The organism is Helicobacter felis ATCC 49179 (assembly GCF_000200595.1).
Taxonomy (GTDB): Bacteria; Campylobacterota; Campylobacteria; order Campylobacterales; family Helicobacteraceae; genus Helicobacter; species Helicobacter felis.
The window spans coordinates 769,095-794,122 of the sequence record NC_014810.2 but is presented as its reverse complement, the minus strand read 5'-3'; the positions used below and the strand labels follow the sequence as shown (position 1 = coordinate 794,122).

General features: G+C 43.2%; 26 protein-coding genes and 1 tRNA gene. 10 read left to right on the top strand and 17 right to left on the bottom strand.

Annotated features, from left to right (window positions below):
• Positions 1-13 precede the first annotated feature (13 nt).
• Together HFELIS_RS04035 and gap are read right to left on the bottom strand one after the other, a co-directional pair.
• The gene (locus tag HFELIS_RS04035) at positions 14-1,234 is read right to left on the bottom strand and encodes a phosphoglycerate kinase (RefSeq protein ID WP_013469262.1); all 1,221 of its coding nucleotides are present in this window, start codon (positions 1,232-1,234) and stop codon (positions 14-16) included.
• A complete protein-coding gene (gap, locus tag HFELIS_RS04030) occupies positions 1,228-2,220 on the bottom strand; it encodes a type I glyceraldehyde-3-phosphate dehydrogenase (protein ID WP_013469261.1) in 993 nt (330 codons plus the stop codon). The genes HFELIS_RS04035 and gap overlap by 7 nt, the downstream gene beginning before the upstream one ends.
• Positions 2,221-2,386: 166 nt before the next feature.
• On the opposite strand from gap, the gene HFELIS_RS04025 reads away from it, so the two are divergent.
• From HFELIS_RS04025 to HFELIS_RS08505, 7 genes are all read left to right on the top strand, one after another.
• The gene (locus tag HFELIS_RS04025) at positions 2,387-2,692 is read left to right on the top strand and encodes an HU family DNA-binding protein (protein ID WP_013469260.1); all 306 of its coding nucleotides are present in this window, start codon (positions 2,387-2,389) and stop codon (positions 2,690-2,692) included.
• A 28-nt stretch (positions 2,693-2,720) separates the two neighbouring features.
• Positions 2,721-2,797, top strand: a tRNA-Arg gene (locus tag HFELIS_RS04020).
• 138 nt (positions 2,798-2,935) lie between these two features.
• Complete coding sequence (locus tag HFELIS_RS04015; RefSeq protein ID WP_041303180.1) at positions 2,936-4,186, top strand: TolC family protein; 1,251 nt, start codon at positions 2,936-2,938, stop codon at positions 4,184-4,186.
• A gap of 3 nt (positions 4,187-4,189) precedes the next feature.
• The gene (locus HFELIS_RS04010) at positions 4,190-4,891 is read left to right on the top strand and encodes an efflux RND transporter periplasmic adaptor subunit (protein ID WP_197531884.1); all 702 of its coding nucleotides are present in this window, start codon (positions 4,190-4,192) and stop codon (positions 4,889-4,891) included.
• A 9-nt stretch (positions 4,892-4,900) separates the two neighbouring features.
• The gene (locus tag HFELIS_RS04005) at positions 4,901-7,951 is read left to right on the top strand and encodes an efflux RND transporter permease subunit (RefSeq protein WP_013469257.1); all 3,051 of its coding nucleotides are present in this window, start codon (positions 4,901-4,903) and stop codon (positions 7,949-7,951) included.
• The gene (locus tag HFELIS_RS04000) at positions 7,948-8,517 is read left to right on the top strand and encodes a hypothetical protein (RefSeq protein WP_013469256.1); all 570 of its coding nucleotides are present in this window, start codon (positions 7,948-7,950) and stop codon (positions 8,515-8,517) included. The genes HFELIS_RS04005 and HFELIS_RS04000 overlap by 4 nt, the downstream gene beginning before the upstream one ends.
• A gap of 59 nt (positions 8,518-8,576) precedes the next feature.
• On the top strand, positions 8,577-9,989 hold the full coding sequence (locus HFELIS_RS08505) for an outer membrane protein (protein ID WP_231844198.1): 1,413 nt from the start codon (positions 8,577-8,579) through the stop codon (positions 9,987-9,989).
• A gap of 23 nt (positions 9,990-10,012) precedes the next feature.
• Here HFELIS_RS08505 and HFELIS_RS03990 read toward each other — a convergent pair whose 3' ends face one another.
• The 6 genes from HFELIS_RS03990 to dapF form a co-directional block, all read right to left on the bottom strand.
• The gene (locus HFELIS_RS03990; protein ID WP_013469254.1) at positions 10,013-10,288 is read right to left on the bottom strand and encodes a hypothetical protein; all 276 of its coding nucleotides are present in this window, start codon (positions 10,286-10,288) and stop codon (positions 10,013-10,015) included.
• Entirely contained in the window at positions 10,288-10,557 is a 270-nt protein-coding gene (locus tag HFELIS_RS03985; protein ID WP_013469253.1) for a TrbC/VirB2 family protein, read from the bottom strand. Before HFELIS_RS03985 ends, HFELIS_RS03990 begins: the two co-directional genes overlap by 1 nt.
• A 114-nt stretch (positions 10,558-10,671) precedes the next feature.
• Entirely contained in the window at positions 10,672-11,094 is a 423-nt protein-coding gene (locus HFELIS_RS03980; protein ID WP_148229933.1) for a hypothetical protein, read from the bottom strand.
• A gap of 134 nt (positions 11,095-11,228) precedes the next feature.
• The gene (locus HFELIS_RS03975; RefSeq protein ID WP_013469251.1) at positions 11,229-12,026 is read right to left on the bottom strand and encodes a HinfI family type II restriction enzyme; all 798 of its coding nucleotides are present in this window, start codon (positions 12,024-12,026) and stop codon (positions 11,229-11,231) included.
• The gene (locus HFELIS_RS03970; protein WP_013469250.1) at positions 12,016-13,086 is read right to left on the bottom strand and encodes a DNA-methyltransferase; all 1,071 of its coding nucleotides are present in this window, start codon (positions 13,084-13,086) and stop codon (positions 12,016-12,018) included. Before HFELIS_RS03970 ends, HFELIS_RS03975 begins: the two co-directional genes overlap by 11 nt.
• A 493-nt stretch (positions 13,087-13,579) precedes the next feature.
• Entirely contained in the window at positions 13,580-14,377 is a 798-nt protein-coding gene (gene dapF / locus HFELIS_RS03965; protein ID WP_013469249.1) for a diaminopimelate epimerase, read from the bottom strand.
• Positions 14,378-14,422: 45 nt separating this feature from the next.
• On the opposite strand from dapF, the gene HFELIS_RS03960 reads away from it, so the two are divergent.
• Positions 14,423-15,484 carry an AI-2E family transporter gene (locus HFELIS_RS03960; RefSeq protein WP_013469248.1) on the top strand — a complete coding sequence of 354 codons (1,062 nt, stop codon included), beginning with the start codon at positions 14,423-14,425 and terminating at the stop codon, positions 15,482-15,484.
• On the opposite strand, the gene HFELIS_RS03955 is transcribed toward HFELIS_RS03960, so the two are convergent.
• From HFELIS_RS03955 to HFELIS_RS03945, 3 genes are all read right to left on the bottom strand, one after another.
• Entirely contained in the window at positions 15,456-17,108 is a 1,653-nt protein-coding gene (locus HFELIS_RS03955) for an L-lactate permease (RefSeq protein ID WP_013469247.1), read from the bottom strand. The genes HFELIS_RS03960 and HFELIS_RS03955 overlap by 29 nt on opposite strands.
• A gap of 186 nt (positions 17,109-17,294) precedes the next feature.
• Complete coding sequence (locus tag HFELIS_RS03950; protein WP_013469246.1) at positions 17,295-18,680, bottom strand: multiheme c-type cytochrome; 1,386 nt, start codon at positions 18,678-18,680, stop codon at positions 17,295-17,297.
• Between the two features lie 33 nt (positions 18,681-18,713).
• The gene (locus HFELIS_RS03945; protein WP_013469245.1) at positions 18,714-19,388 is read right to left on the bottom strand and encodes a cytochrome c3 family protein; all 675 of its coding nucleotides are present in this window, start codon (positions 19,386-19,388) and stop codon (positions 18,714-18,716) included.
• 183 nt (positions 19,389-19,571) lie between these two features.
• On the opposite strand from HFELIS_RS03945, the gene HFELIS_RS03940 reads away from it, so the two are divergent.
• On the top strand, positions 19,572-20,678 hold the full coding sequence (locus tag HFELIS_RS03940; RefSeq protein WP_013469244.1) for a DUF2130 domain-containing protein: 1,107 nt from the start codon (positions 19,572-19,574) through the stop codon (positions 20,676-20,678).
• A 205-nt stretch (positions 20,679-20,883) separates the two neighbouring features.
• The gene (locus tag HFELIS_RS03935; RefSeq protein ID WP_013469243.1) at positions 20,884-21,258 is read left to right on the top strand and encodes a hypothetical protein; all 375 of its coding nucleotides are present in this window, start codon (positions 20,884-20,886) and stop codon (positions 21,256-21,258) included.
• Here HFELIS_RS03935 and mnmA read toward each other — a convergent pair.
• From mnmA to HFELIS_RS03905, 6 genes are all read right to left on the bottom strand, one after another.
• Complete coding sequence (gene mnmA / locus HFELIS_RS03930; protein WP_013469242.1) at positions 21,255-22,295, bottom strand: tRNA 2-thiouridine(34) synthase MnmA; 1,041 nt, start codon at positions 22,293-22,295, stop codon at positions 21,255-21,257. The genes HFELIS_RS03935 and mnmA overlap by 4 nt on opposite strands.
• Positions 22,296-22,359: 64 nt before the next feature.
• Positions 22,360-22,716: a hypothetical protein gene (locus HFELIS_RS03925; protein WP_013469241.1), complete on the bottom strand. Its 357-nt coding sequence runs from the start codon at positions 22,714-22,716 to the stop codon at positions 22,360-22,362.
• A gap of 10 nt (positions 22,717-22,726) precedes the next feature.
• On the bottom strand, positions 22,727-23,053 hold the full coding sequence (locus HFELIS_RS03920) for a hypothetical protein (protein ID WP_013469240.1): 327 nt from the start codon (positions 23,051-23,053) through the stop codon (positions 22,727-22,729).
• Between the two features lie 8 nt (positions 23,054-23,061).
• Complete coding sequence (locus tag HFELIS_RS03915) at positions 23,062-23,460, bottom strand: hypothetical protein (RefSeq protein WP_013469239.1); 399 nt, start codon at positions 23,458-23,460, stop codon at positions 23,062-23,064.
• Positions 23,450-24,754: an ATP-binding protein gene (locus HFELIS_RS03910; protein ID WP_013469238.1), complete on the bottom strand. Its 1,305-nt coding sequence runs from the start codon at positions 24,752-24,754 to the stop codon at positions 23,450-23,452. The genes HFELIS_RS03915 and HFELIS_RS03910 overlap by 11 nt, the downstream gene beginning before the upstream one ends.
• Positions 24,751-25,023, bottom strand: a complete 273-nt coding sequence (locus tag HFELIS_RS03905; RefSeq protein ID WP_013469237.1) for a hypothetical protein — start codon at positions 25,021-25,023, stop codon at positions 24,751-24,753. Before HFELIS_RS03905 ends, HFELIS_RS03910 begins: the two co-directional genes overlap by 4 nt.
• Positions 25,024-25,028 lie beyond the last annotated feature (5 nt).

Sequence of the window (25,028 nt, the reverse complement as noted above, 5' to 3'; positions counted from 1 at the left end):
GGTTCACTCTTTGTCATGATTTACGATCCAAGACTTCGAAGGCGACTAAAATTTTGCCCTCTAAAAGTTCCAAACTCGCTCCCCCACCTGTAGAAATAAAGCTAACACTATCCTTATAACCTGCACGGGTGAGCACATCAATGGTATCCCCTCCACCAATCAAAGAAAACGCATAAGTGTTAGCGATACTATGGGCAATTTGAAAAGATCCCCGACTAAATAAAGGCACTTCATAAACTCCAAGCGGACCATTCCAAAGAATAGTTTGGCTACTTTGAATCACTAAAGAAAAGAGCTTAGAGGTCGCTGGACCAATGTCCACGGCCATATGATTTAAAGGGATGTCTTGAGCGGGAGTAATTTGCACTTGATCGGTGTGTTCTAGGTGAGTGGTGCTCACTACATCTACAGGTAAATAGACATGCACGCCTTTTTGTTTGGACTTTTCTAAAATATGAAGCGCGTCTTCAATGAGGTCATCTTCTACTAAGGAAGATTGCATGTTGTAGCCCAATGCCTTTAAAAAGGTGTTGCTCATCGCGCCCCCGATGATAATTTTATCCACGCGATCTAAAATGTTGCGCAATAAAGTTAGCTTAGAACTGACCTTAGAGCCTCCCACCACTAAGAGCACAGGGTGTAAAGGATTAGCCAAAGCTTTGGCAAAAGAATTGATTTCCTTTTTAAGCAAAAAGCCAGCAACTTTAATAGGCACAAATTCAGCGATTCCATAGGTGCTTGCATGTTTGCGGTGACTTGTGCCAAAGGCATCATTCACATAGACATCACACAGACTAGCTAATTGCTTAGAAAATTCAGCGTCATTCTCCTTTTCGCCCCTGTAAAAACGCAGATTCTCCACTAAAATTACGGGGTGTTTGTGTTCTGCTTGGAGCTTTTGTGCCATAGCCAAAGAATGGGCAAACAAGACTTCTTTATTGAGCAGACGCTCCAAGCGTTTCACCAAGTGGCTAAGAGAAAATTGGCTCTCATGTTGGCCATCTAGTTTAGGATCAGGGCGGCCCAAATGCCCTACTAAAATTACAGACTTTGCTCCATTGTCAATACAATAATTGATAGTGGGGATACTCTCGCGGATACGCGTGTCTTCCATGATATTGAAATCTTTATCCAAAGGCACATTGAAATCCACACGGATAAGCACATTTTTATTTTGTATTTCTACATCTTGAATCCCCAAAACCTCTTGCATGCGTTTGATTCCAGCTAGCATGTCGCTCCTTTTATCGTATAGTAGGCCATATCCACAAGCCTTCGAGAATAGCCCATTTCATTATCATACCACGCCAATACCTTAGCGTGATTTTTATCCAAAACCAAAGTCTGATCTTCAATATACACCGCACTAAAGGGGCTGTCAATAAAATCGCTGGAAACGCGTTGGTGGGTGTCAATGCCCAAAACCCCCTGTAAGTTAGTCCGACTAGCTAACTGCATGCTTGCATGGATACCCTCTAAACTCATTTCTTGGTGGGTATGCACACTCAAATCAATCAAGCTCACCACAGGGGTAGGCACGCGCAAAGCCAAACCTTTAACCTTGGGGGCTAGATGGGGTAAAATATGGGCTAAGGCTTTGTTAACTCCTGTGCTAGTGGGGATCATATTCAAAGCGGCTGCGCGTGCCCGGCGCAAGTCTTTATGTTTAGAATCTAGGAGGTTTTGATCGTTAGTGTAGCTGTGGATTGTGGTCATCAAAGCGTGTTCTATGCCAAAGTGTTCGTCCAACACCAATAATAGCGGCGCGAGCGCGTTAGTGGTGCAAGAGGCGTTAGAAATGATAGGCTCGTCATTATATTGCTTATGATTGACCCCATAAACGAAAGTGGGGGTATTTGTAGCAGGCGCAGAGATCACCACTTTTTGCACGGCGTTTCTTAGATGCGCCCTAGCGAGGTCATAGTCGTTAAATTTGCCCGTGCATTCCAGCACCACCTGCGCGTTCCCAAAATCTAGCTTGGCGGGGTCGCGTTCATGCAAAACACGCACAAACAAACTATTACCCATGCACAAACCCTCTTCATTGACCTTTTCCACGCGTTCATCGTGCTTGTGCAAGGAATCGTAGCGCAGGAGATGGATTAGAGTGTCCAGCTCGCAAGTAGAATTGATGGCAACCAACTCCATGTTTTTATGTTGCGCCACAATACGCGCGGCACACAAACCAATGCGCCCAGTCCCATTGATTGCTACACGCACCAACTTAACCCCTTTAAATTTTATTGTGGGTACTAAAATTTGACTAAACCTCGCATTTTACAATAGCTAGCTTGAAGGGCTCTTAAACGCGGAATTGACACGATTGAGGGTTTTTGTAGTATAATGCGTGTTTGTTTTTAAAATCATTTTACTAAAGGATGGTCTGATGAAAAAATTGGAGTTTATAGATTTAATGCAAAAAGAGGGAGGGTTTAAGGATAAGAAGGACACTGAATTAGCGTTCAATAGTTTTATTAAAGCTATTGAAAAAGCGTTGAGTCAACATGAGAGCGTAGAGTTGGTAGGTTTTGGCAAATTTGAAGCTGTTTTGCAGAAAGGCAAAAAAGGCAAGGTACCCGGTAGCGACAAGACCTATACTACCAAAGATAAAATGGTGCCTAAGTTTAAACCCGGAAAAATCCTTAAAGATGCAGTAGCCACCCCTCCAAAAATTGGAAAAAAGAAAAAATAGTTCCCTCCGTGCGCCTTTTGGCGCACTTGTCCTTGTAGCTCAGTTGGATAGAGCGCACGATTCCTAATCGTGAGGCCGTGGGTTCAAATCCCGCCGAGGACACCACTATCAATTAACCCCGATGTGTCTTAAAAATGGAGTTTAAATTTGCGTTCTAAGCTTTTTTTATGGCTATATAGCTTGTGCGTCTCATTTGCGTGTGCCCTTGAGCTAGATGCTTACCATCCCGCTGATTCTTTGAGGATTCAGGAATTAGAGGTTGCAGACGATCGAAAATTTTCAACAATAGCTACAAGCGGCGCTCTAGGTCTAGCCCAACTTATTAAAAATGCCAATAACAACTATTCTTTACAGGCGGCTCGCCTACAGGTAAGTCAGGCCCTTAAGAACCACACCATCGCTAAAGCGGCTTTTTTGCCCACTCTAAATAGCAATTACACTTTTAACCATCGCAACAGGAATACTATAGATTTCCCCGAATACAACATGCAACTCCTTAACACTAAACTTGATTTAAATATTTTCAAGGGTTTTAGCACAATCAATGGCGTTAAGGAGAAATCTGCGACTTATCGCTCTAATGTAGCCAATATGGAATATACGAGGCAGACTATCTATTTGCAGGTGGTGCAACAATATTATCAGTATTTCAACAACATGGCGCAACTTGTCGCCCTCAAACGCAAGTTAGCCGAATTGCGTTCAGACATCAAACGGGTTAGCCAACTCTTCGATCAAGGATTAACCACCATCGATAATTTAGAGAGCGCGAAAGCTCAGGGAGCTTTGAGCGAAAATGATATTACAGATATGGAATTTGCGATTGAGCAAAACCGCCTGACTTTGGAGTATTTAACCAATTCTAAAATCCCTTCTTTGAAGCGCACCACCATTTTAGAACCTAATCTGGGCATTAGGGAGCGCGCCGATCTGCGATCCTTAAGAGAGCAAATTACAGCCATTTATTACCAAAATAAACAGCTCAATTACTATCCTAGCGTTGATTTGACCGATGATTGGCAATACTACATCCAAAAGCCCGCTTTTGCTCGGGGCGCAAATAATAGACTGGGCAACCTCTTCCCTAACCAACAAAACACTTTAGCGGTTGTGGTGAGTTTGGATATTTTGAGCGATATTGGCCTGAGTTTGCAAAAACAATCCATCCGCTTAGGACAACTGGCCCAAGAAAAAAATCTCGTTTATAAGAAGTTGGAACAACAAAAAGACGAACAACTTTACCGCAAATCCTTAGATATGGCGCGTTCCAAAATCCGTAGCTCTGAAGCGAGCTTAAAATCTGCCACCGTGTCTTATGAGAGTATCAAGAAAAAATATAACGCGAGTTTAGTAGATTTCACCACTTATCTTAGAGCGTTGCGCACTCGTTTTGATGCAGAAGTGATCTATAACCAATCACTCAATAACTACGAAATGCAAAAGGCCAATTATATTTTTTATAGCGGCCACCACATCCAAGATTATGTGCGCTAAGGATTGATCATGAAAACTATTCTATATGTCTTACTGCTATTGGTAGGACTTCAGGCTAAAGAAGTGTATGCGATTTTCAATGTAGAAGCGCTTGAAGATGCGAATTTAACGCTGGATTCCTCCGGAATTGTGGATGCGATTTATGTCGATGTGGGGAGCGTGGTTAAAAAGGGAGAAGTGCTGCTCACTCTTTATAACAAAGATAAGAAATCTCAAGTTAATTCGATCATCCAGCAATACGATTTTATGCAAAAACAATATGAACGCTATAAGAAAATTGGGAGCGCGATTGATAAAAATACACTAGATAAATACTATGCAGATTATAGAAAGCTAGAATTCGATCGCAATTACGCCCTAGCAGTAGTGGAAAAGACGATCTTAAAAGCGCCCTTTGATGGTGTGATCGCTAGTAAAAATATCGAATTAGGCGAAGGGATGGGGGCCAATAACACGGTGCTTTTCCGCTTGGTGAGCAAGAGGGCAAAAATGCTCCTAGAGTTTGACTCTAAATACCTCTCAAATGTCAAGGTGGGAGACAAATTTATCTACAGTGTTGATGGCAAGCCAGAGAAAAAGCAGGTTACCATTACCAAAATTTACCCCACCATTGATACCAACACGCGTAAGGTGAGTGCAGAAGCCCTACTACCCCCCAATAGCCCATTGGTGCCGGGGGTCTTTGGGGATGGGTTTATCCAATAGGGGGGTCACGTGTATAAATTTGCCATTGAGAGACCTGTTACTACCTTAATGTTTGCGCTCATGGTGGTCTTTTTTGGGACCATGGCCCTCAAAAAGATCAGTGTCGCGCTTTTTCCCAATATTGACTTCCCCATTGTAGTAGTCAAAACCAGCTACCCGGGTGCGAGTGCAGACATTGTAGAGAGCAAGGTAACCGACAAGATTGAAGAAGCGGTCATGGGGGTGGATGGGATCAAAAAAGTTACCTCCAATAGCGCGCGCAATATTAGTATTGTGGTGGTGGAATTTGTGCTAGAAAAGCCTATCACCACAGCTCTCAATGACATCATTAACAAGGTGTCTTCTGTGAGTTTTGGCGATCCTAATATCCGCAAGCCTGCTATTGATAAGGTGGACACCAGCGGGCAGGCGATTCTCTCTATCTTTTTAACCAGTAAACAAAAATCTCTAGCCGAGATCAACGATCACGCCAAAAATATCATCAAGCCTATGTTACAAAAGATTGAGGGCGTGGGCGGGGTGCAATTACAAGGCTTTCAAGAAAAGCAGGTGCGCATCTATGCCGATCCTAGCTTGATGAATAAATACGGGCTCACTTATGTAGACCTCTTCAACGCCCTAAAGACCCAAAACCTAGAGATGGACGGGGGTAAGATTGTTGGGGACAAAAAAAATTACGCCATTTTAGTCGATGGCAATAGCTACACCCTAAAGGATTTAGCTAATATCCAAATAGGTAATCATGTGCGCTTAGGCGATATTGCTACTTTGGAAAAGGGGATTGATCCAGACATCACCTATGCGAGTTACGGGCACGATCAAGGCATCGTGCTAGAAGTGCAAAAAATTGCCGGGGCTAATGAAATTAAGATTGTAGATGGGATTTATCAAGAAATGGAGGCGATGCGCGCCATTAGTGCAGATTATGAACTGCACCCTTTCCTAGATACCACCGATTACACCCGCCACTCTATCAAAGATGTTAAGTTTGACTTGATCTTGGGGGGGATTTTAGCAATCTCTGTCGTCTTTGTGTTTTTGCGCAGTTTCTCTATCACCTTTGTTTCAGCCATGAGTATCCCCATCTCTGTAATGGGGACTTTTGCGCTCATCAATTGGATGGGCTTTTCGCTCAATATGCTCACAATGGTCGCTCTCACCCTCTCCATTGGGATTATTATTGACGATGCGATCGTAATCATTGAGAATATCCACAAAAAATTAGAAGCGGGGATGGATAAAAAGACCGCTAGTTATGAGGGTGTGCATGAGATCGCCTTTGCAATCATCGCCATTTCGGCTATGCTTTTATCTGTTTTTATCCCTGTGGGGAATATGAGTGGGATCGTGGGGCGTTTTTTCCAAAGTTTTGGGATCACGGTTGCCCTAGCCATTGTGATCTCTTATGTGGTGGTGGTTACAGTCATCCCTATGTTGAGCTCTATTTTAGTGAGTCCCAAACCCTCCGCACTTTACAAACGCACCGAGCCCTTTTTTCAGGGCATGGAAAAGACTTACGCGCGCTTGTTAGGCTGGATTTTGAATCATAAATTGATCATAGGACTAATGGTAGCAGGGGTATTTTTTTCGTCCCTACATGTAGCCAAAAAGTTAGGCATGGAATTTATTTTACAAGAAGATCGGGGCATGTTCTATGTCTTTGTGAAAGCTAAAACCGATATTAGCCTTAAAGAAATGCTCAAAAAAATGCAGGCCTTGCAAACCGTGATTGAGAAAGACCCCGATGTGGAGTTTGACTCTATGCAGATAGGCTATGGGAGTGTGCAAAGCACCTTTAAGGGGAAATTCTATGTGCGCTTAAAAACTCCCCATGCTCGAAGCCAATTTGCTGTTATGAAGGACTTGAGGGGTAAACTACATGCTTTGCCTGAGGCGAAGGATTTGGTTTCTATTAACCTATCTCAAGTGCCCTTAATTGGTGGGGGGGATAGTTCGCCCTTCCAAACCTTTGTCTACGCCTCCTCGCAGGATTTGGTCGATAAAAGTGTGGCGGGTCTGAAAAAATTCTTGCTAGAGAGTCCGCAGATGAAAGGCAAAGTCGTAGGTTACCACACCAACACTTCAGACTCTCAAATCCAATACCAGTTGAGAGTCTTGCGTGCGGCTAGTACAAAATATGGCGTGAGTGCCCAAGAGATCGCCTCTGTAGTGAGCGATGCGTTCTCTGGAGAAAACCGCGTGAGCTATTTTAAAGAGCATGGGCACGAATACGACATCATTATCCGCGTCCCTGCTAACAAAAAAACAGAGATCGATGCGATCAAACGCCTACAAATCCGCAATAAAAGCGGCAAATTGATGTTTTTAGATGGCTTGATTGAAATTACAGAACGCAAAGTCGCCTCTAATATCACCCGTTACAACCGCCAACGCAGTATTACCGTGCTAGCTAGGCCTGCTGAGGGGGTAAATTTAAGCGAGCTATTAAACCAAGTGCAACAACACTCTCAAGAATGGCTAGCCAAAGGCGCAACCTACACTTTTGCCGGCGATGCAGACAAACTTAAAGAAACCGGTGCTGCTTTTAAAGTGGCGATCGCTACAGCTTTTATTCTCATCTATATGATCTTAGCTGCCCTTTATGAATCTTTTTTAGAACCTTTAATCATCATGATCACCATGCCTTTAAGTTTCTCTGGGGCGTTTTTTGCTCTAGGTCTAGCCCACCAACCCATGAGCATGTTCTCTCTTATGGGCTTAATTCTTTTAATTGGAATGGTGGGCAAAAATGCCACTCTGATTATTGACATTGCCAACGATCGGCGTAAAGAGGGGCATGGCATTGAGAAGGCGATCATTTTAGCCGGCGAATCGCGTTTGCGCCCTATTTTGATGACGACCATCGCGATGGTGTGCGGGATGTTGCCCTTAGCTTTGGCGAGTGGGCAGGGTGCGGCGATGAAATCTCCTATAGGGATTGCGATGAGTGGGGGACTCATGGTATCTATGATGCTAAGCTTATTAGTTGTGCCTATTTTTTACCGCCTTTTAGCTCCCTTAGATGATAAAATTAAAAAATTTTATCAAGGATCGCAATGAGGGCATGGGCTCTAGGGCTCTTGCTTGTGGGGAGTTTGTGGGGAGTTAATAACAACGCTCAAAGAAATCGTGTTTTTATTGGCGTGATGACGGGGTTTAGAACCGCTCAACTTTCTATCACTCCATGGGGTAACGCCTTTTTGTGGGGGATTAAGGGTGGCTATCAGTATTATGTCGGGCAAAATGTCTCCCTGCGCACGACCATTGATTATACCCAAACCCTCAAACCCACCGCTTTCCACACAAGGGTAGATTCTCTGCTAAGTTGGAATGTAGGAGTGATCAACGATTTTTACCGCCTCTCTAAGAAAATGCTCATTGGAGTCTATGCAGATATTGGATTTGGCTACTTTCAAAGCGCAATGACTTTAAATAGCTCTATTCAAGCACGCAGTTTCATGGGCTATAACGCTGTGCTGGATTTTGGGCTAGGAGGCACACTAGAGCAACAGCACCGCGTGGAATTAGGGTTAAAATTTCCCTTTGGAGAAGTATGGTCTATTAAAAACCCCTCTGTTAGCCTGCGCGCTTTTTATTGGATCGCCTCTTATGTTTATTTGTTTTGAGGATGTAGAGAATGCAGATACGAGTATTACTAAAGGCTTTAATAGTATTATTGGAAGGTTTGCATGCAGAAAGTGACGGATTTTACGCACAAGTAGGATTCCAGTATTCTAATATCACTCAAGACAATGCAACTAGCAAGGTAGGCACTCAGGTTGTGCAGACCCCATATAAAACCGTCAGGCTTGATCAAGCGTTTCCCTCACCTATAGGGACCAACTGGTTAGCACCAAGTGCGACTGATGTCAAATTTACCAATCAAAACAACGACAACCCAGCTACAAAGCGCATACAAAACCTAAAAACCTTAGTGGATTGGGATGGAAAAACTGACATCAATGCAGCTAAAACAGGGTATGAGCAAGCTGAAGAGCAACTCATTCCCAAATGGGTGGCCTACACTATTGAAAGTGCCAATACAAAAATTCCTAACGCGCCCAATCAAGTTATAGGAGGCATGTTAGGTAATTTAGGGGTAGCGACTCGACAAGTGGAGCTGTATCGCAATCTATATAGGCTTAATCAAATCCAGTTCTCTCAGCTTCAGAGCGCTTTTTGGACCTTTGAGACAACTAGCCGACAAGCAGCAGAAGCTTTGGGTTTTGATCAAGTGGGCCTCTCATTTCCTCAAGGAGGTAGCACTACTATTCCTAGTTTACAAGCCCAAATTCTCAATTTAGAAAATGCGGCCAACACTCTAACTACTGCGTTAGTCAACGCACTCACAAGCGTCTCTAATGGGAATCTTGTGGTAAAACAGATGCATCAAAGACAGCATATTGATTCAACCATCCAGCAAGTTTCAAGCCAAGTTTCTGTCCTTGCTAAAGCCACTCAAGAAGTTTTAAGTAAGTATTACAAAGAGCATCGTTCAGAGTTTGTAGGCCATTACACCCGTACCATTAAAAAATATCTCCCCACCATGCAACACAGCTACACCCGCTCTAATCTCTATGGATTCAATATACAGGCGGGCTATAAGCAATTCTTTGGCGGGGCGAAGCGTTGGGGCGTGCGTTATTATGGTAGTTTTAGCTACAATGGAGGAGGTCAAGGCAAAACAAATAGTATGAATAATTTTATCTATGGGGTGGGTGTAGATGGTCTGTATAACTTCTTTGAAAGTAGCGATCAAAACACCACGAGCGGACTCTTTTTAGGGCTGATGCTAGTGGGAAGTTCATGGGGAGCTAAAAACACGGCATTAACAACGATTGTAAATACTTGTGATAATAATAGTGCCTGTAAACTACAGAGGAAGCAGAGTTATTTTCAATTACCTTTGACCTTCGGCTTTAGAATCAATCTTGGAAAACACAATGGTTTTGAGATGGGGACGCGCATTCCCTTATTGCCTATTTTAAACTACTACGCCACTACAGTGACAAATTACGCAGAGATGGGCACTTACAAGCAACAAATAGGTTTTAGGCGTAATGCTTCGGCGTATTTTAATTATGTGTATAATTTTTAATAAAAACTTAGAAATTTGAACGCTTAGGCGTAAAAATCATCGCTAGGAGTTTTGATCTGAGAGTGAGCGATCAAAATGTCTGCAATGTCTTCATCAAAAAATTCTAAAACACTAAAGAATGTTAAAAACCCTCCATATAGGAGCAAGCTATAGAGGATACCCAGCCATGGCAAGAGCACAAAGGGGATAAAGATCGCTAAAATCCAAGATTTGGCGTTCAACCAAAGAAATTTATCTTTCGTAGAGATTTCCTTGAGGTTGGGCACAGAAACCACCAACACAGGGTAACCAAAGCTCATCAAAATAACCCCATAAACCACGAGGCCAAAGCAGGGGCTTTAAAAAAGAGCATGATCCCAAGCACCACACCCAAGATAGTGAAGAAAATTTCGCGCCAACGATCTAAATTGCGCCATACATAAAAGGCGATCCCAATGAAGATCAACATCAAAATCCCCTTAGCGGTGTTACTCTTTAATTGCTCTTCAATGGCATTAAAAAAACCCTCTGCTCCCTGCGCATACAAACCACAGACCCCAAAACCCCAAAGCACCCCTAAACGCCTCATCTCTCACCTCTTTAAAGTTCTCAATTTTAACACATTTAAAGAAATGCACAAGAATGCTGACCCTAAAAATGCGCCCCTACGCGGTGCGAACGCGCCCGCATTTTTAATCAAGCTTTAACTAAACGCCACCACCACTGCACTAAAGACCGACTTAATTCCGCTCGCCACAGATTTAACCGCATTGCCTACAGCACTGATAGCGGACTTGATCCCACTCACCGCGCTAGAAACAATGGACTTAGAGCCTGAAGCGATTTTCTGCCCCACCGCCGAGCCTGCCATGTAAGCTAAAGTTGCGCCTATGAAACCGCTCACAGCCACCCCTATAGGTCCAAGAACCACACCAAGACTTGTAAGTGCCCCCATCAATAGCCCTTCACCAGCAGCGGCAAAGATAATACCCGCAATGGTGGATAGAGAGTTTTCATGCAACTTCTCGATCGCCTGTTCGCTGGTGATTTCGCCCTTGCCACAGCGGTTGCCACAAAAATATTTTTGCGCCAAAGATTTTAGGCAAAAGTCCTTTCCTGCTATCACTCTTTGCGTCTTTTATTGGGTCATTTCTTCGTTAAGAGGTGTAAAAATGCATCTATACCTCGAGAAACCCTCTAACTAACAATTTATCTAATAAAACACAACCTCTCACTTAACCAGGTTTTGGCACTTAGATTTTAATGACTTGAGCTACGGATTCTGGAGTAAAGCGCGTCAAAGGCTTTAATGTTCTCATCACTGTTACAAAAGCTCGCTAAATAGGTTTCTAGATCTGTGTAGCTTGTGTTTAAAAATGCATCGAAAAAGCGTTGTCCTCGGTAGATGTGGCTATGTTCGGGAATATAAATATTGCCCTTCATTTTCTTATTGGTAAAGTAAAACAAAATAGGCACAAGCGCATCTGGCGTTGTTACAGACAAGGCACGCAACAAATAGGCGTAAGTTTTAATGAATTTGCGGTTAATATCCACAAATTTACCCGTATCGTGGTCGTCATTGTATTTAATTTCTAAATAATAAATTTTCTGACTCTCTTTGTCTTTAAAGAGCAGGTCAATGTCGTGGGTAAATCTAATGAGATTATCTTCTCTTTGGTTATTGATAAAAATTTGGGTGCAAAGTTGCTTAAAAGCACTCTCAAGGTCTAAATTTTTTATTTGACATACCGTAATGTAGTGGTCGATAAGAGTTTCATTTGTTTGAGTTAAAGCAAATGTATTTTTTCTTTGTCCGCTGAATCCCAAAATTTCATAGCGTGCTTCTTTGGCGATTAAGTTTTTCATTAGCACTTCTATAAAGTTACCAAATTGGATATTCATGCTCTGCAAAAGTCCGCCTAAAATGCGGTATTTTGTGGGGATAAAGTGGAGTTTTTGGCTGTGTATTTGCATGAGCTGTGTGATTTTAGAATCCAAGCAATTTTTTAAAATCTCTTGTACGCTGGCATAAATGAGAGCTTGATAATCATTGTGCATGATTATCCTTGTCGTATAAATAGCGCAGATCATTTAAGGCGGTCAGTTGCCCCTCGTGTTTTGTGTAAAAATAGTCCCACCCATTGTGGTTAATTTTCTTTAAAATCTTGGCACTCATTTTGTGGATGGAGAGCACCGCTCCGCTACTATCTTGCACCTGCCCACTTTGTAAAACTTGGCATTGTTCCACCCCACTTGGAGAGCATAAAACCTGCCCCACCTGCAAGTATCCTAAATCCACAAGGGTCTTCATGGGCACTTTGGGGGGCTTTTTCTCGCATTCTAAGCGACTAAAAGCGTTCATTTTAATAGGCGTGTTTTTTATCCTAGCTAGAGCGGCTTGGATGTAGTTGGAGTCTTGTTCAATGCCTAAGAAGTTGCGCCCCAAGCGTTTAGCCACTGCTCCTGTAGTGCCCGTGCCAAAAAAAGGGTCTAGGACTAAGTCCCCCGGTCTTGTTGCCATCAAAAGCAACTTTTCTAAAAGTTTTTCAGGCTTTTGGGTGGGGTGGAGCTTATGCCCCTGCTTATCTTTGAGTCTTTCAGCCCCCACACATAGGGGGATTTCCCAAATGGATTTTTCTTGCTTATCCCCATTTAGGGCTTTTAGAGTTTTGTAATTGAAAGTAAAAGAGGCTTTTTTATCTTTGGCGCACCAAAGCAAAGTTTCGTGAGCATTGCATAGGCGACTACCATTAAAATTAGGCACAGGGTTAGATTTTGCCCAAATGATGTCATTAATCACCCAAAAGCCCAAATCTTGCATCAAAGCCCCTAAGCGGTAGATGTTTTGGAACGAGCCAATGACGCAAATACTGCCATTAGTTTTTAAGACCCGTTTGCACTCTGTAAGCCATGCCTCACAAAAGCTATCATAGTGAGCAAAGTCCTTAAATTTGTCCCACTCCTCAGCCACGCCTGCAAATTTTGTCCCGCCCACTCTCAAAAGCTCCCCTGAAGTTTGCATAAAATAGGGCGGGTCGGCAAAGATAAAATCCACACTGCTACTAGACAAAGTCTTTAAAAGGGCGGCACAATCGCCCTGTAAAATCGTGTTCTGCATAGCAGAATATTAGGCAAACTTAAATGAAACTATGCTTTGAGCTACCAAAAACTCAAGGCTACATGCTTTTAAGATGGAGCGTGCTTCGTGGGGAATTGTGATAAGGTCTTGAGGCTTGTCTACAACTCAAAACTTTTTTGGCGACCTAATTTTTTCTCAGTTGCTGATTGCAAGACTTGGGTTTGTGGCTTAAGAGTTTCAATCTCTGCTCTTAAGGCTATTTTTCCTCCATGTTTTTCGATCCTCTAACACCTCTTGGATCACCTGCAAATCCGCCTCTATTCCAAACACCCCACACAGCGCGTTTAAAATTTCTGTATCTTAATGCGAAGATCTTGACAGAAAAACAGATGTGAATTAAGAGTTTTAGCCGATGCGTTCAAATATTTTGCAAAATTTGCGGGCTTGCATAAAACCCTACCTCTAACAATATCTAGTAAAAAATATTCCAGCATCCCTTGCGCACCTCTTTATGCAAAAACTTGGAATGCAACTAAAATAAATCGGCGCGATAACCTTTAAATGCAGATTTTTCTAGGATAAATCCTATAAAGTGCACCTGCCCTTGAAAATAGAGCTCATCATCCCGCAAATACCAGTTTAAGGCTTCTCCGCTAGGAGGGATCAAAACGGCCTGTGGGTTGTGATTATGCTGATAATACGCGCATGCAAACACTGCTGCCATTCCTGTGCCACAAGCCAAAGTGATGTCTTCAACCCCGCGTTCATAGGTGGCTAATTTAATGGTGCGTGGGTCTTGGATATAGGCAAAATTGACATTGGCATCAAAGCGCGCGCGCAAAGTTTGCATTTGAGGGGTTTTGTGCGTGGGGATTTTATTAGGATGATCCACAAAATGCACTAAATGAGGCACGCCTGTATCCAACAAATGCCAAATTTGCCCCTCTAGTTGCAAACTCTCTAAGCGCTTGGGCGCGCCCAAATTGCTCTGCACAACCCCCCCTTGTGGGTTCAAATTTAACACTTCTAGGCTAATCACCCCTGCCCCACTTAAAAAAGTGTGCTTTGAGGGGGCCAAACCTTGTTGATAAGCATAAAGCCCCACGCATCGACTTGCATTCCCACACATGCTAGCGCAACTTCCATCGGCGTTATAAAATTCCCATGTATAAGCGTGTTTGCTGTGGGGTAATAGCACAACTAGACCATCTGCTCCAAAACCATAATGGCGATCACAAATCCGTTTGGCTAGCGCGCTGCGATCTTGGGGGGTGAATTGGTGAGTGATTAAAAAGTCATTCCCACTGGCACAATATTTATGTAAAAGCATGGTTAGCCTTTTTGGGTATTATAGTGCAAAACTAATGAGGTTGGCATGCGCCCGGTGTATTTCTTTTGGCTCTTATTTTGTGTGGCGTTTTACTGGATGCTCTATCTTTATGAAGATTTTTTGATGGATTTACTCATCGCTGGGCTATTGTGTGTAACTATCTTTTGGCTCAAAGAGTTTTTAGACAAATACATGCGCGATCTCTTTAGCTCTTTGCTCTGCGTGGTGGTGCTGTTAAGTTTTTTGGTCATACCTCTTTACTTCATTATCCACCAAAGTGTCGATTTCCTCTCCCATATCAACCTTGAAAAACTCTCTTTCTTTTTTAATAAATTCAAGGCGGATGTGCTCATCTTCTTGGATCGCTTTCCTGCCATCAACACAGATGCCAAAAACTTTATCTCGCATCTCTCGGCTCAATCCATCATGTCCTATGTTTTGCGCTTTAGTAGTGATATTGGTAAATACAGCCTAAAATTGGCTAGTGATACGGTGATGGTTCTAGTGTTTTTATTCCTATGTTTCTTTTATGGCCGCCACTTCTATAGCTATATTTTAGAAATCCTCCCCTTTGAGAAAATCCAAAGTAAGGGAATTTTTAGAGAAGTGGCCGGCATTTTGCGCGTGGTCTTGCTCACCTCAATCATCAATGTCGTGTTGCAGGGAGTGGCTTTTGGAGCGTTGGTGGTGTGGTTTGATCTAGATTGGCTCTCTTTGGGGATTTTATACGGCCTAGCTTCGCTTATTCCTATTGTGGGCGGGTCTTTGGTGTGGATTCCTGTCGCTTTGTATGAAATGTATCGCGATCACACAACAATTGCTATTGTAATAGCTATTTACTCTATCGTGCTCATCGGAGGCTTGATTGATAGCCTGATCAAACCTTGGTTAATCGGGTTTATCAAACACAGAATTCTTAAAATCTCTTTGAAAATCAATGAGATACTGATCTTTTTCTCTATCTTGGCAGGCATTAGTAAATTTGGATTTTGGGGGATTGCGGTGGGGCCTACTATCACCGCTTTTTTTATCGTGCTTTTAAGACTTTATGAACACTCTTTCATCAAGCCTAAGATCCTCAAGCAACGGGCACAACTTGAGGAATGAGATAGGCAATCACACTGATCACAATGCCCATGAAAAGCACAAAAACAATGGAGTATTTCACCGTGAATTTAAAGAGATCAGATTCTTTACCCGCTAATCCTACAGCCGCACAAGCGATCGCAATACTCTGAGGGCTGATCATCTTGCCTAGAGTGCCCCCCACGGTATTGGCTGTGAGCGTAAGCACTTCTGGAATTTTAAGATTGTTGGCTGTGAGTTGTTGTAGCGAACCAAAGAGTAAATTAGAGCTTGTATCGCTCCCGGTGAGAAATACGCCCACCCAACCAATGACAGGCGAAAAGAAAGTAAAGGCTTTGCCTGTATGGGTAAGAGCTAGGGCCATAGTTGCAGAGATCCCGCTGTAATTGGAGATGTAGGCAAAACTGAGCACTAAGCCAATGGTCAAAATAGGAAAGCGCATTTCTTTTAAGGTATCGCCAAAGACATGCACCGCATCGCTTGCTTTAACACGCAAGACAAAGATACTCACTAATGCGGCTACCAAAATGGAAGTCCCCACGGTGTTAATTAGGGGCAGTTTGAAAATCACAGGGCTAGTTGCGCTCTTGCCCTCAAGCACAAAGGGCGCGCTTTTTAAAATTTTCTGACTAATGCTATCAAATTCAAAATAGAAGTTAGAGAAAGCTAAAGCTCCACCTTTGGCAAAGAGAGCCTTAAACCAAGGTTGAGTCCAAATAACAATCGTAGCGATCAAAATAACAAAAGGTGCCCACGCCACTAAAACCTTACAAATGTGATGTTGCTGGTGCGTGTGGGTAACTTCTTTACCATCACTCCTAAAAATGTGCTTAGGTTGCCAAAAACGCAAGAATACAGCAGTCGCTACGAGTGAAACGATTGCAGAGAGAATCCCGGGGAGTTCTGGCCCTAGATAGTTTGAGCTCAAATACTGCGCAAAAGCAAAGCTAAAAGCAGCTACAAACACGGCTGGAAAAGTTTCTTTGATCCCGCGCACACCATCCATTAAAAATACGATAAAGAAAGGCACAAGCAAACTCACAAAAAATAAGATTTTGCCTGCCATCGCGCTAATGGCCAACGCGCTCACACCCACCGCTCCAGCCATCGCAGTGATGGGAATGCCCACCGCTCCAAAGGCAACCGGCGCCGTGTTAGCAATCAGGCATAACCCGGCCGCATAGAGGGGGTTTAACCCTAAGCCTACCAAGATTGCTGCCGTGATAGCCACAGGTCCACCAAAACCAATCGCCCCTTCTAAAAATGATCCAAAACAAAACCCAATCAAGATCACCAAAATGCGGTGATCTGGGGTGATGGATTGCACACTCTCTTTAAGAATTTCAAAATACCCAGATTTGACACTGAGTTTATAGAGAAAAATCGCTGCGATGATGATCCATGCGATGGGCCAAAGACCATATAAAAACCCATAAACAAAGCTAGCTCCCACCATTACCGGGGGCATTTTATACACAAGAAGAGCGATGAGCGCAGAGAGCACCACACTTAAAAAAGCAGCAGTATGGCCCTTAAGCTTAAAAACAATCAATGAGGCAAAAAATAACACGATGGGCAAAGCCGCCACTAACGCACTCAACCATACATTGCCCCCTAAAGGGGCATAAATCTGGTGCCACTCCATCTAGAAACTCCTGAAATTTTATTTCAGTATAACATGTTAGGTAAGCATAGGGAGATTTTTAAGTCGCTACAGGTGCGCGTGTGGCAGAAATTACTCGTTTTTTTAGCTCTCAAATCTCAAGGAGCTAGCATCGATATTAAATCAAAGGTTAATTAATTAGAGCCCCTAACGGGGCTTGAGAGGAGATCAATCCTCAATCTGGTTAGTTTTGAGGCGTTTGGCGTAGATTTTGCGCAACTTTCTGATGTCTTGTTGGAGCTCAAACACCCCGTGCCAGTGGGAGTAATCGGGCGCGCCCATAATTCCGCCTTGACGCATGCGACGACCTTCATGATGCCACAGATGGTAGAAAATGCGTTGGAACTCATCATTCCACATATCTTTATCCAACAAGTTTTTCTTAGCAAGGGCTTCTTTCATTTTGAGCGCCTCGTTGTAATACTCATTGTAGAGCAGGATATTCTTATCGGCCATCGTAAAGAAATTATTGATATGGGCGGAATTATGGCAATCGATACAACCTGCCTTCATCTCCGCGCGCGCGGCATCCGGACCCTTAGGATTGCCCGCTAGAGGATTGCCCTTAGTGATTTGGTAATTATCTCTGTAGGCATCGCTAGCAGTCTCATACCCTCCTGTGCGTAGTTGGCTCAAAGGCATAAAGAGATTCCATTTTAAACGCCGACTCACATTGTGAGTTACCGCGCTCTTAGAGTTGCCACTCATGTGGCATGTTGCACAGGTGGGGGCTCTAAAATCAGGCACTTTCCAAGTCCCCGGAGCCGCATCAAAATTCCATGTGTTGCCCTCAGAGTTGAAGATATGCCCGTGCATAGAGTTGTTATAAATCTCAATATCGGGGTGATCAGGGCCTAAGTGGCAGCTTGCGCAGGCGGCAGGTTTTCTAGCCTCTGCAAGAGAGAATTTATGTGCGCTATGACAACTGGCACAATTACCCACAGAGCCATCAGGGAAGGCCGTGCCAATCCCATAAGTGGGCCAAGTCTCAGGGGTGGGGCGTCTGTTTTTATCTAACTTGATGATAGATCCATGGCATTGGATACAGCCAGTGGCTTCTGGGGCATGTTTTAAATCCGGATGTCCGCGCCCCTCTACCATTTCCATCAGATCGCGCATGCTTGCTTTAGCCCAAACCTGCACCGCGCCTCTAGCATGCCCGCTATGTCTAAACTCTTTGGTTTCTTTTTCATGGCACTTCCCGCAGGTATTGGTAGAAACTAGCACGGAGATAGGCACTTTGGAACCTTCATGCCCATCCATCGTGAGCATAGGGCTATCGCGCGTAACCGCATGGCAGTCAATACAGGTTACCCCCGCGTGCGCGTGTCTGCTCATCTTCCAATCGGCTACAATGCCCGGATGTTTTTTAGCATGGCATTCCACACAGCCCTTAGCCTCTGCTTTCATATCTCTAAAAGTCTTCAAAGGTAATTGAATATCCATGGCGTTGTCGATGCTAGTCCCCCCCTGAGAGTGCGCATTTAAAACCCCTAGTGCTACACCAAATACCAAGACCAAGAACGCACAGCACTTAGTCTTAAAAGCAAGCATAGTAATCTCCTTGTAGTGAATTTGATAGCATCATCACTCCTTGTTATGGGTCTTATCAGGTTGTATCAATTCTTTAACCACCTCTTTTGTAGATGGATTGATAGACACTTCTCTACCATCGATCACAAAATCTCTAGGGTAGGGCTTGTAATTTTCTTTAAGGTATTCTTTAAGATGCAAGCCTAGATTTTTGTGTCCCACTTCGTCTAAATGGCATTCCACACATTTTTTTTGACTAAGCCCCTCAAAGTAATCCCGATGAGGTAAAAAGGACTTCATATTCGAGGAAGTAGCGCGCATCAAATTACTATGGCAGTGCAAACAACCCGAATCAAAGACATATTCCTTAGCGCGGCGGCGGTTTTTCTCCCAATCCAATTTTTTAGGGTCTTTAAAAACATTCCCATAGACATCTTCCATGCCCAAAATTGCCTTACGCACGAAATAGTTCACCACATTATTATGAGGCAGATGGCAATCCACACATCTCGCTTTAAAACCCACAGCATTGTTGCCCCCATGTTTGTCCAGATGATAAGCGTCTATTTCAGGTTTCATAATATGGCAGACTCCACAGAATTTATCATCCGCTGTCCACTCTACAGCCTGCACAGTCAAAACGCTCAAAAAAACGCCCACCACACAGCCCCCTAGAAAAATCCAAAATAAAAAATGCCTCTTGTTTTTAAGGGTTTCTACAACGCCCATTGTGTCCTCACCACTAACAATCTCAAAATGATTACATAATAAGGTTAACCGGCAAAGAATTATATCTAAAGATTAGTAATTCTCATTTATAAATCCTAAATGATGGATAGAAAATACGACTACGCCCCCACGCACTCAATATCTCGATTCTGTATAATAATGATAAAACACTAAAGGACAAGCATGGATGATATGATTACATGCCCACATTGCAAGCAAACTATCCAAATTAGCGCGTTGTTATCCAAGCAGGCCCAACAAAAAGCCGAGCAACAAATGGCGCAAGAAAAAGCGCGTTTTGAGTTGGAATTGCAACAAAAACGCGCGCAATACCAGCAGGCTTTTAAGGACCTTGAAGGACAAAAACAAGAAATTGCCCAGCAAAAACACGCATTAGAACAACAAATCCAGCAGGAAGTGCAAAAAAAACTTAATCAAGAACGCCAACAAATGCAAATTAAAATCCAGCAAGAACAAGCGCAACAATTACGCGCACAACAAGAGGCATTAGAAAAGAGATTACAGGCCACCTACGAGCTCAAACTTAAAGAAAAAGAGATGCAAGTAGAACGCCTAGAAAAAGCTGCCCAAGAGGTGCAAAGAAAAGCCCAGCTTACTTCTCAGCAACTTCAAGGCGAAGCGCAAGAATTGGCCATTGAAGCGTATTTGCGTGAAAATTTTCCCCTAGATAGCATTGAAGAGGTGAAAAAAGGACGCAGGGGTGGGGATTGTGTGCAGATTGTGCATGATTATAAATTACAAAATTGTGGCGTGATTTGCTATGAGAGCAAGCGCACGCAAAGTTTTAATGAAGAGTGGATGGAGAAATTTAAGGAGGACATGCGCGAGGCTAAAGCGCATATTGGAGTGTTGGTTACCCAAGTATTGCCCAAATCTCTAGATCGCATGGGGCTTTATCAGGGGGTGTATGTGTGCACATTCCAAGAGTTTAAGGGACTTTGTGGGATTTTGCGCCAAATGATCATCGATCGTGCATGGGCGCAAAAAAGTCAAGAAAACAGGGGGGATAAAATCCATGAGCTTTATAATTACCTAGTGGGTCCAGAATTTGCCAAAGAGGTAGAAAACGCGCTTCTCACCTTTAGGGAGATGCAAGCGGATTTGGAGAAAGAAAAACAGGCGATGGAAAAGCTTTGGGCCAAAAGGAGTAAACAAATCCAAAAGATGGTAACCATCACAGCGCGCACGCGTGGCTCTATTGAGGGGATTGCAGGCAATGCGATCGCGCCCATTAAGGCTTTAGAGTTAGGTAGAGATGATGATTTTTAATTTTATTTGATAAATCTTACGATTTCTTTGAAATATAAAAATATATTTACATCCAATGAGGCGCGCTACTCCACACAAGCGCACCGTATTTAGAGCAGGGTCTCTACCAAAGAGTTTTAAAAAGCGCAGTGGAGCTGTTGCCGTGAAAAACCCTTAAGTTTGTCCATGTTAAAATGAGAATCCAAATCACCCTTAAGGAATGGCGATGGGATTCATTAAATCGCTGGCCATCATGCTATTTTTTTTAACCTGTGCAAATGCTTATGTGTTAGAAAGTTTGGGTTCTGAGGTCCATCTAGGGTTTTACCATGTGCCTCCCAACTCGCTAGTGTGGAAAAAACGCCGCGAAAGAAAAGGGTATTCTTATAAGAAAAGACTGGGTGCTTTTCTTAGAGGCAAGCCTGTTCCTAGTTTAGAAAGTGTTGCGGTTTACGAGGCCCGATCCATGCACTTGGGTCAATATGAAGATTTTACCAACAAATTTCAAAAGCATGTCAAAATCCACCTGCCCCAAATGGGTAACCATGTCAAAGCCTCTAGCATGGGGGCTTGTCATGTCAACTTGCATTGGAAGTTTTAAGCATAACTTTTAGTAATCACCCCTCCACCCAAGACACGATCTTGATCATAAATCACCAACGCTTGCCCCAATGCCACGCCATAAACGGGGTTTTCAAAACGCGCGCGGATAGTGTCATCTTCTAAACGAATATGTGCGCTAGTAGGCGTGCTTCGATAGCGCACCTTAACTAAATATTCTCCCTCTTTAAAATTGCTAGGCAAAGATTTATTGCGCGCCTCCAAAGTGCAGATGGCTAAAGCCTCCTTTTGCCCTACGATAATCTCATTCTTAAGCGCGTCAATGCCCACCACAAAATGGGGTTCATGCGCGCCCTTGATCGTAAAACCCTTGCGCTTACCAATGGTGTAATGCATATAGCCCCTGTGCGTGCCTACTACCTCTCCTTTGAGATTGCGCACAATACCCTCTTGATCCACTTGCACATGTTTTTTGAGCGTGTCAATGTAATTAGTTTCCACAAAGCAAATTTCTTGAGATTCCTTATAGGTTTGCAAGTCCCCCAAAAAGGGCATTTTTTCTAGGGCTAGGGGTTTGATTTCACTTTTGAGCAAATCCCCTAAGGGGAAGAGCAGGCGATCGATAGCTTTTTGAGGCAAAGCGTAGAGAAAATAACTTTGATCCTTACTGGTGTCTTTTGCTTCTTTGATGCGCAACACTCCCCCCACCTTCTCTAAGCGCGCATAATGCCCGGTGGCGATTTTTTCACATCCTTGATTTAGAGCAAACTCTAAGCCTAGTCCAAATTTCATCAAGGGGTTACACAGCGCGCACGGGTTGGGGGTTTGCCCTTGCTCATAGGCTTGCACAAACGCGTCATAAACGCCTTGTTTAAACTCAGCCTGTAAGTCCACCACCTCAAAGGGGATATTTAAAAACTTTGCCACTTCTTGGCAGTTGCGGATATATAGCGCGTGCTTTTCCTCTTTGCCATGTAACTTGAGATAGACTCCTAGCAACTCATGCCCGGCTTGTTGCAATAAATACGCGCTATAAGAGCTATCCACCCCCCCACTCATCAAAACGGCGACTTTCATTTTAGGTTCTTTTAAGTTAGATGGCAAAACCTAGTGTGTTTTTCCTAAGATTTTACTTAAACCATCACTGCAGAACCAGCATATCCTTATCCCCAAAATTCTTTTCTAAATCCTCATCTAAGCGTTTGACTAGATAAATTTTTATAGGCGCATTGGGGGTGATGGTGTTTTGTTGTTTGTCATAGGGGGTGAGCGTGATTTTTAAACGCCCATCGCTTTGTTTTTCTCGTATCGCCACAGCCACCATGTTGCTATTGCTTTTTAAGCTTTGCATTACTTCCCCCTCTTTAAAAAAGGCAATCACCTCTTTCATGCTCAAGGTTTCTTGTTCGATGGCTATAGGTGCTCTCTTACGCAAGACAATTATAGACATCAAAGCGACTGCTACAACCACGATTAAGACAATTAAATAAGTTGGCATGCCCTCCCCCTCACTTCAAAACGATCATTTCTTTATTGCCAAAATTCCTTTGAGTTTCAGCATCGACTTGTTCGCTCTCAATACCCTCTGCTTCCCCTTCAATTTCCCCTGTTGCTGTATTAAAGAGACAATTCACAACGCCATACTCTCCATTGTCCAGCCTTTCCTTAATAGAGGTGGCAATTACCTTTTTATTTTGCTTTAGGCGTTGCAATCTCTCTGGGTCTTTAAACCAAGCCACAATATTTTTAAAGAAATTTAAAATACGCGTCCAAATGCGCTTGACCCACTCCCATACGCTCCTAAAAAACTCTAGGACATTGCCAATGATACCCATCTTATCCCCTATTTCAACATAATCATGTTTTTGTTGCCAAAGTTCTTTTTCAAGTCCTCGTCAAGTTCTTTGGTGATGACTTGTAAAAATGGGTCTTTTTCACTGGTCATGGGGGCGTTCTTTTTATCCATAAAGCAACAGCTTAAAATAATTCCCTCACCCGGTTTTTCCTCTCTAGTTAGACTCGCTGCACTGTGTAGATTGGGGTTAAAATGCTCTTTGACCCACGCCAACAACTCTTTAAAGCTGTATTTGTCTTGTTTGACCTCTGTGTAATTCCACGCTTGCAAAAAGGTGTCTTGACTGAGTAACTTCCTAAGATCCTCTAACAAAAAGCCTTTTTCTTTAAGAAACGCTACCAATTCCTCAATCAATTTTCCGCTAGGACTTTTGCCATTATTGATCATTTTTTCTCCTTATGGTTTTGAATTTGCCTTTTTTCAAGTTGCTTTTAATCCGCTGACTCAAACTTTCTTTTCTGTTTTCCTCCTTATGGGTTTTTTCAAATTCCTTTTTGGCTGTTTTAAATGCCTTTTTGAAGTAGGTGAAATTTGGCAACGGCTCATCCTCTTTTGCCGCGCTAATCAAGCCATTTAAAATGGCGTTTTTAATCTCTCTGCCCGAAAAACCCTTAGCCATTTTGCTTAAAACCTCTAGCTCCTCTTGAGAAAATTGTGCCATGCCTTTTTCATAAAGGGCGGTAGGGATGTGCTTTAATATGATTGCCTGCCTTTGCTTGGCATTGGGTAATTCAAAGCTAATGGAGCGTAGGATTCGGCTATGAAAGGCTTTATCATAGTTTTCTAATAAATTCGTGGCAAAAATCACAATGACGGGGCGTTCCTCCAACAGCTTTAATAACTCGCTACGCAAAGAATTGACCGCCTGATCGGCACTCTGGGTAACATTAGAAATGCGCTTACCCAAAAAGCTATCGGCTTCATCAAAGAATAAAATCGCCCCACTCTTTTGCGCCAAATCAAAGGCAGCGACTAGATTTTTAGGCGCGTCCCCCACGAATTTAGACTCAATGTCGGCGTAATTGCCATGGATAATTTGCTTGCCTAATTCTTTGGCGATGATGTGCGCGCTCATGGTCTTGCCCGTGCCCGGTTTGCCATGAAAATTGATGATGGTCTTAGCAATCCCATCGACCTCTTTAAAACCCCACTCCTCATAAATCAAATCTTGCTTTTGCACTAGAGTGATGACCTCTAAAATCCCCTTTTTGGTTTTCTTATCCAGCTCGATTTTCTCTAGGCTGTAGCGGGGGTCTTCCACCCGTAGGTTCAAACTCGGGGCGTTTTCTTGCTCTTGCTTGATGGCTTTTTTGTCCTGCGCCTGCTTGTTCAAGTGCTCTTGTAGGGTTTTAGTGCAGTTGATCGCCAAGTAAAAATGTGCCCCGAGCCCTAAGAATTTGCCCTCGCTCAATGCCTCGTTAATGGGGTGGTTGAGCCTTGAGAGGAGTAAAGAAATACCCACTTCCTCCGCTGATGTGGGCTTGTATGATTGGGTTTTGACTTGGATTTTATGCGTTCCATTTGGATCAAACACCCCCACTAAAGCCACTTCTTGCACACCACTAAAATCGTAGTCTTGTTTTTCTAGCACCTCTTTGACTTCTGCGCCAAAAGCCTCTAGCTGTTTTGGATCGACTTGTTTGATCCAGTCGTTTTGGATAAAGATCGCTTCTGTTTTCATAGGGTCATGCCCTCTCTAAGATTGTTGTATGCCTCCTCCTCTTTGACCTTGAGTTCCATTGAATCGATCTCATCACCATGTCTATCTAGCAATCCAACTTCAACTTCCACATAATCTCCCATATCATACATAGCTTGAACCTTAGCTGCGAATGCCTTAAGTTTCCGTTTCTTTTCCTTGACTCGATTATAAAATTCCATGATTCCTATGATCACGGCCCCAGCGATCGCCGCTATTGCTAATCCCCCTAAAATAAATGGTAAAGGCATTTGTT

What these genes read in the sequence shown, in the direction of transcription:
- HFELIS_RS03935 (WP_013469243.1), top strand. Translation starts at nt 20,884, where the DNA reads ATGGGATTCATTAAATCGCTGGCCATCATGCTATTTTTTTTAACCTGT.
- HFELIS_RS03955 (WP_013469247.1), bottom strand. Translation starts at nt 17,108, where the DNA reads ATGGAGTGGCACCAGATTTATGCCCCTTTAGGGGGCAATGTATGGTTG.
- HFELIS_RS03915 (WP_013469239.1), bottom strand. Translation starts at nt 23,460, where the DNA reads ATGATCAATAATGGCAAAAGTCCTAGCGGAAAATTGATTGAGGAATTG.
- HFELIS_RS03970 (WP_013469250.1), bottom strand. Translation starts at nt 13,086, where the DNA reads ATGCAGAACACGATTTTACAGGGCGATTGTGCCGCCCTTTTAAAGACT.
- HFELIS_RS03905 (WP_013469237.1), bottom strand. Translation starts at nt 25,023, where the DNA reads ATGCCTTTACCATTTATTTTAGGGGGATTAGCAATAGCGGCGATCGCT.
- HFELIS_RS04025 (WP_013469260.1), top strand. Translation starts at nt 2,387, where the DNA reads ATGAAAAAATTGGAGTTTATAGATTTAATGCAAAAAGAGGGAGGGTTT.
- HFELIS_RS03940 (WP_013469244.1), top strand. Translation starts at nt 19,572, where the DNA reads ATGGATGATATGATTACATGCCCACATTGCAAGCAAACTATCCAAATT.
- dapF (WP_013469249.1), bottom strand. Translation starts at nt 14,377, where the DNA reads ATGCTTTTACATAAATATTGTGCCAGTGGGAATGACTTTTTAATCACT.
- HFELIS_RS04000 (WP_013469256.1), top strand. Translation starts at nt 7,948, where the DNA reads ATGAGGGCATGGGCTCTAGGGCTCTTGCTTGTGGGGAGTTTGTGGGGA.
- HFELIS_RS03950 (WP_013469246.1), bottom strand. Translation starts at nt 18,680, where the DNA reads ATGCTTGCTTTTAAGACTAAGTGCTGTGCGTTCTTGGTCTTGGTATTT.
- HFELIS_RS04035 (WP_013469262.1), bottom strand. Translation starts at nt 1,234, where the DNA reads ATGCTAGCTGGAATCAAACGCATGCAAGAGGTTTTGGGGATTCAAGAT.
- HFELIS_RS03910 (WP_013469238.1), bottom strand. Translation starts at nt 24,754, where the DNA reads ATGAAAACAGAAGCGATCTTTATCCAAAACGACTGGATCAAACAAGTC.
- HFELIS_RS03985 (WP_013469253.1), bottom strand. Translation starts at nt 10,557, where the DNA reads ATGAGGCGTTTAGGGGTGCTTTGGGGTTTTGGGGTCTGTGGTTTGTAT.
- HFELIS_RS03990 (WP_013469254.1), bottom strand. Translation starts at nt 10,288, where the DNA reads ATGAGCTTTGGTTACCCTGTGTTGGTGGTTTCTGTGCCCAACCTCAAG.
- HFELIS_RS03960 (WP_013469248.1), top strand. Translation starts at nt 14,423, where the DNA reads ATGCGCCCGGTGTATTTCTTTTGGCTCTTATTTTGTGTGGCGTTTTAC.
- mnmA (WP_013469242.1), bottom strand. Translation starts at nt 22,295, where the DNA reads ATGAAAGTCGCCGTTTTGATGAGTGGGGGGGTGGATAGCTCTTATAGC.
- HFELIS_RS03920 (WP_013469240.1), bottom strand. Translation starts at nt 23,053, where the DNA reads ATGGGTATCATTGGCAATGTCCTAGAGTTTTTTAGGAGCGTATGGGAG.
- HFELIS_RS03945 (WP_013469245.1), bottom strand. Translation starts at nt 19,388, where the DNA reads ATGGGCGTTGTAGAAACCCTTAAAAACAAGAGGCATTTTTTATTTTGG.
- HFELIS_RS03975 (WP_013469251.1), bottom strand. Translation starts at nt 12,026, where the DNA reads ATGCACAATGATTATCAAGCTCTCATTTATGCCAGCGTACAAGAGATT.
- HFELIS_RS03925 (WP_013469241.1), bottom strand. Translation starts at nt 22,716, where the DNA reads ATGCCAACTTATTTAATTGTCTTAATCGTGGTTGTAGCAGTCGCTTTG.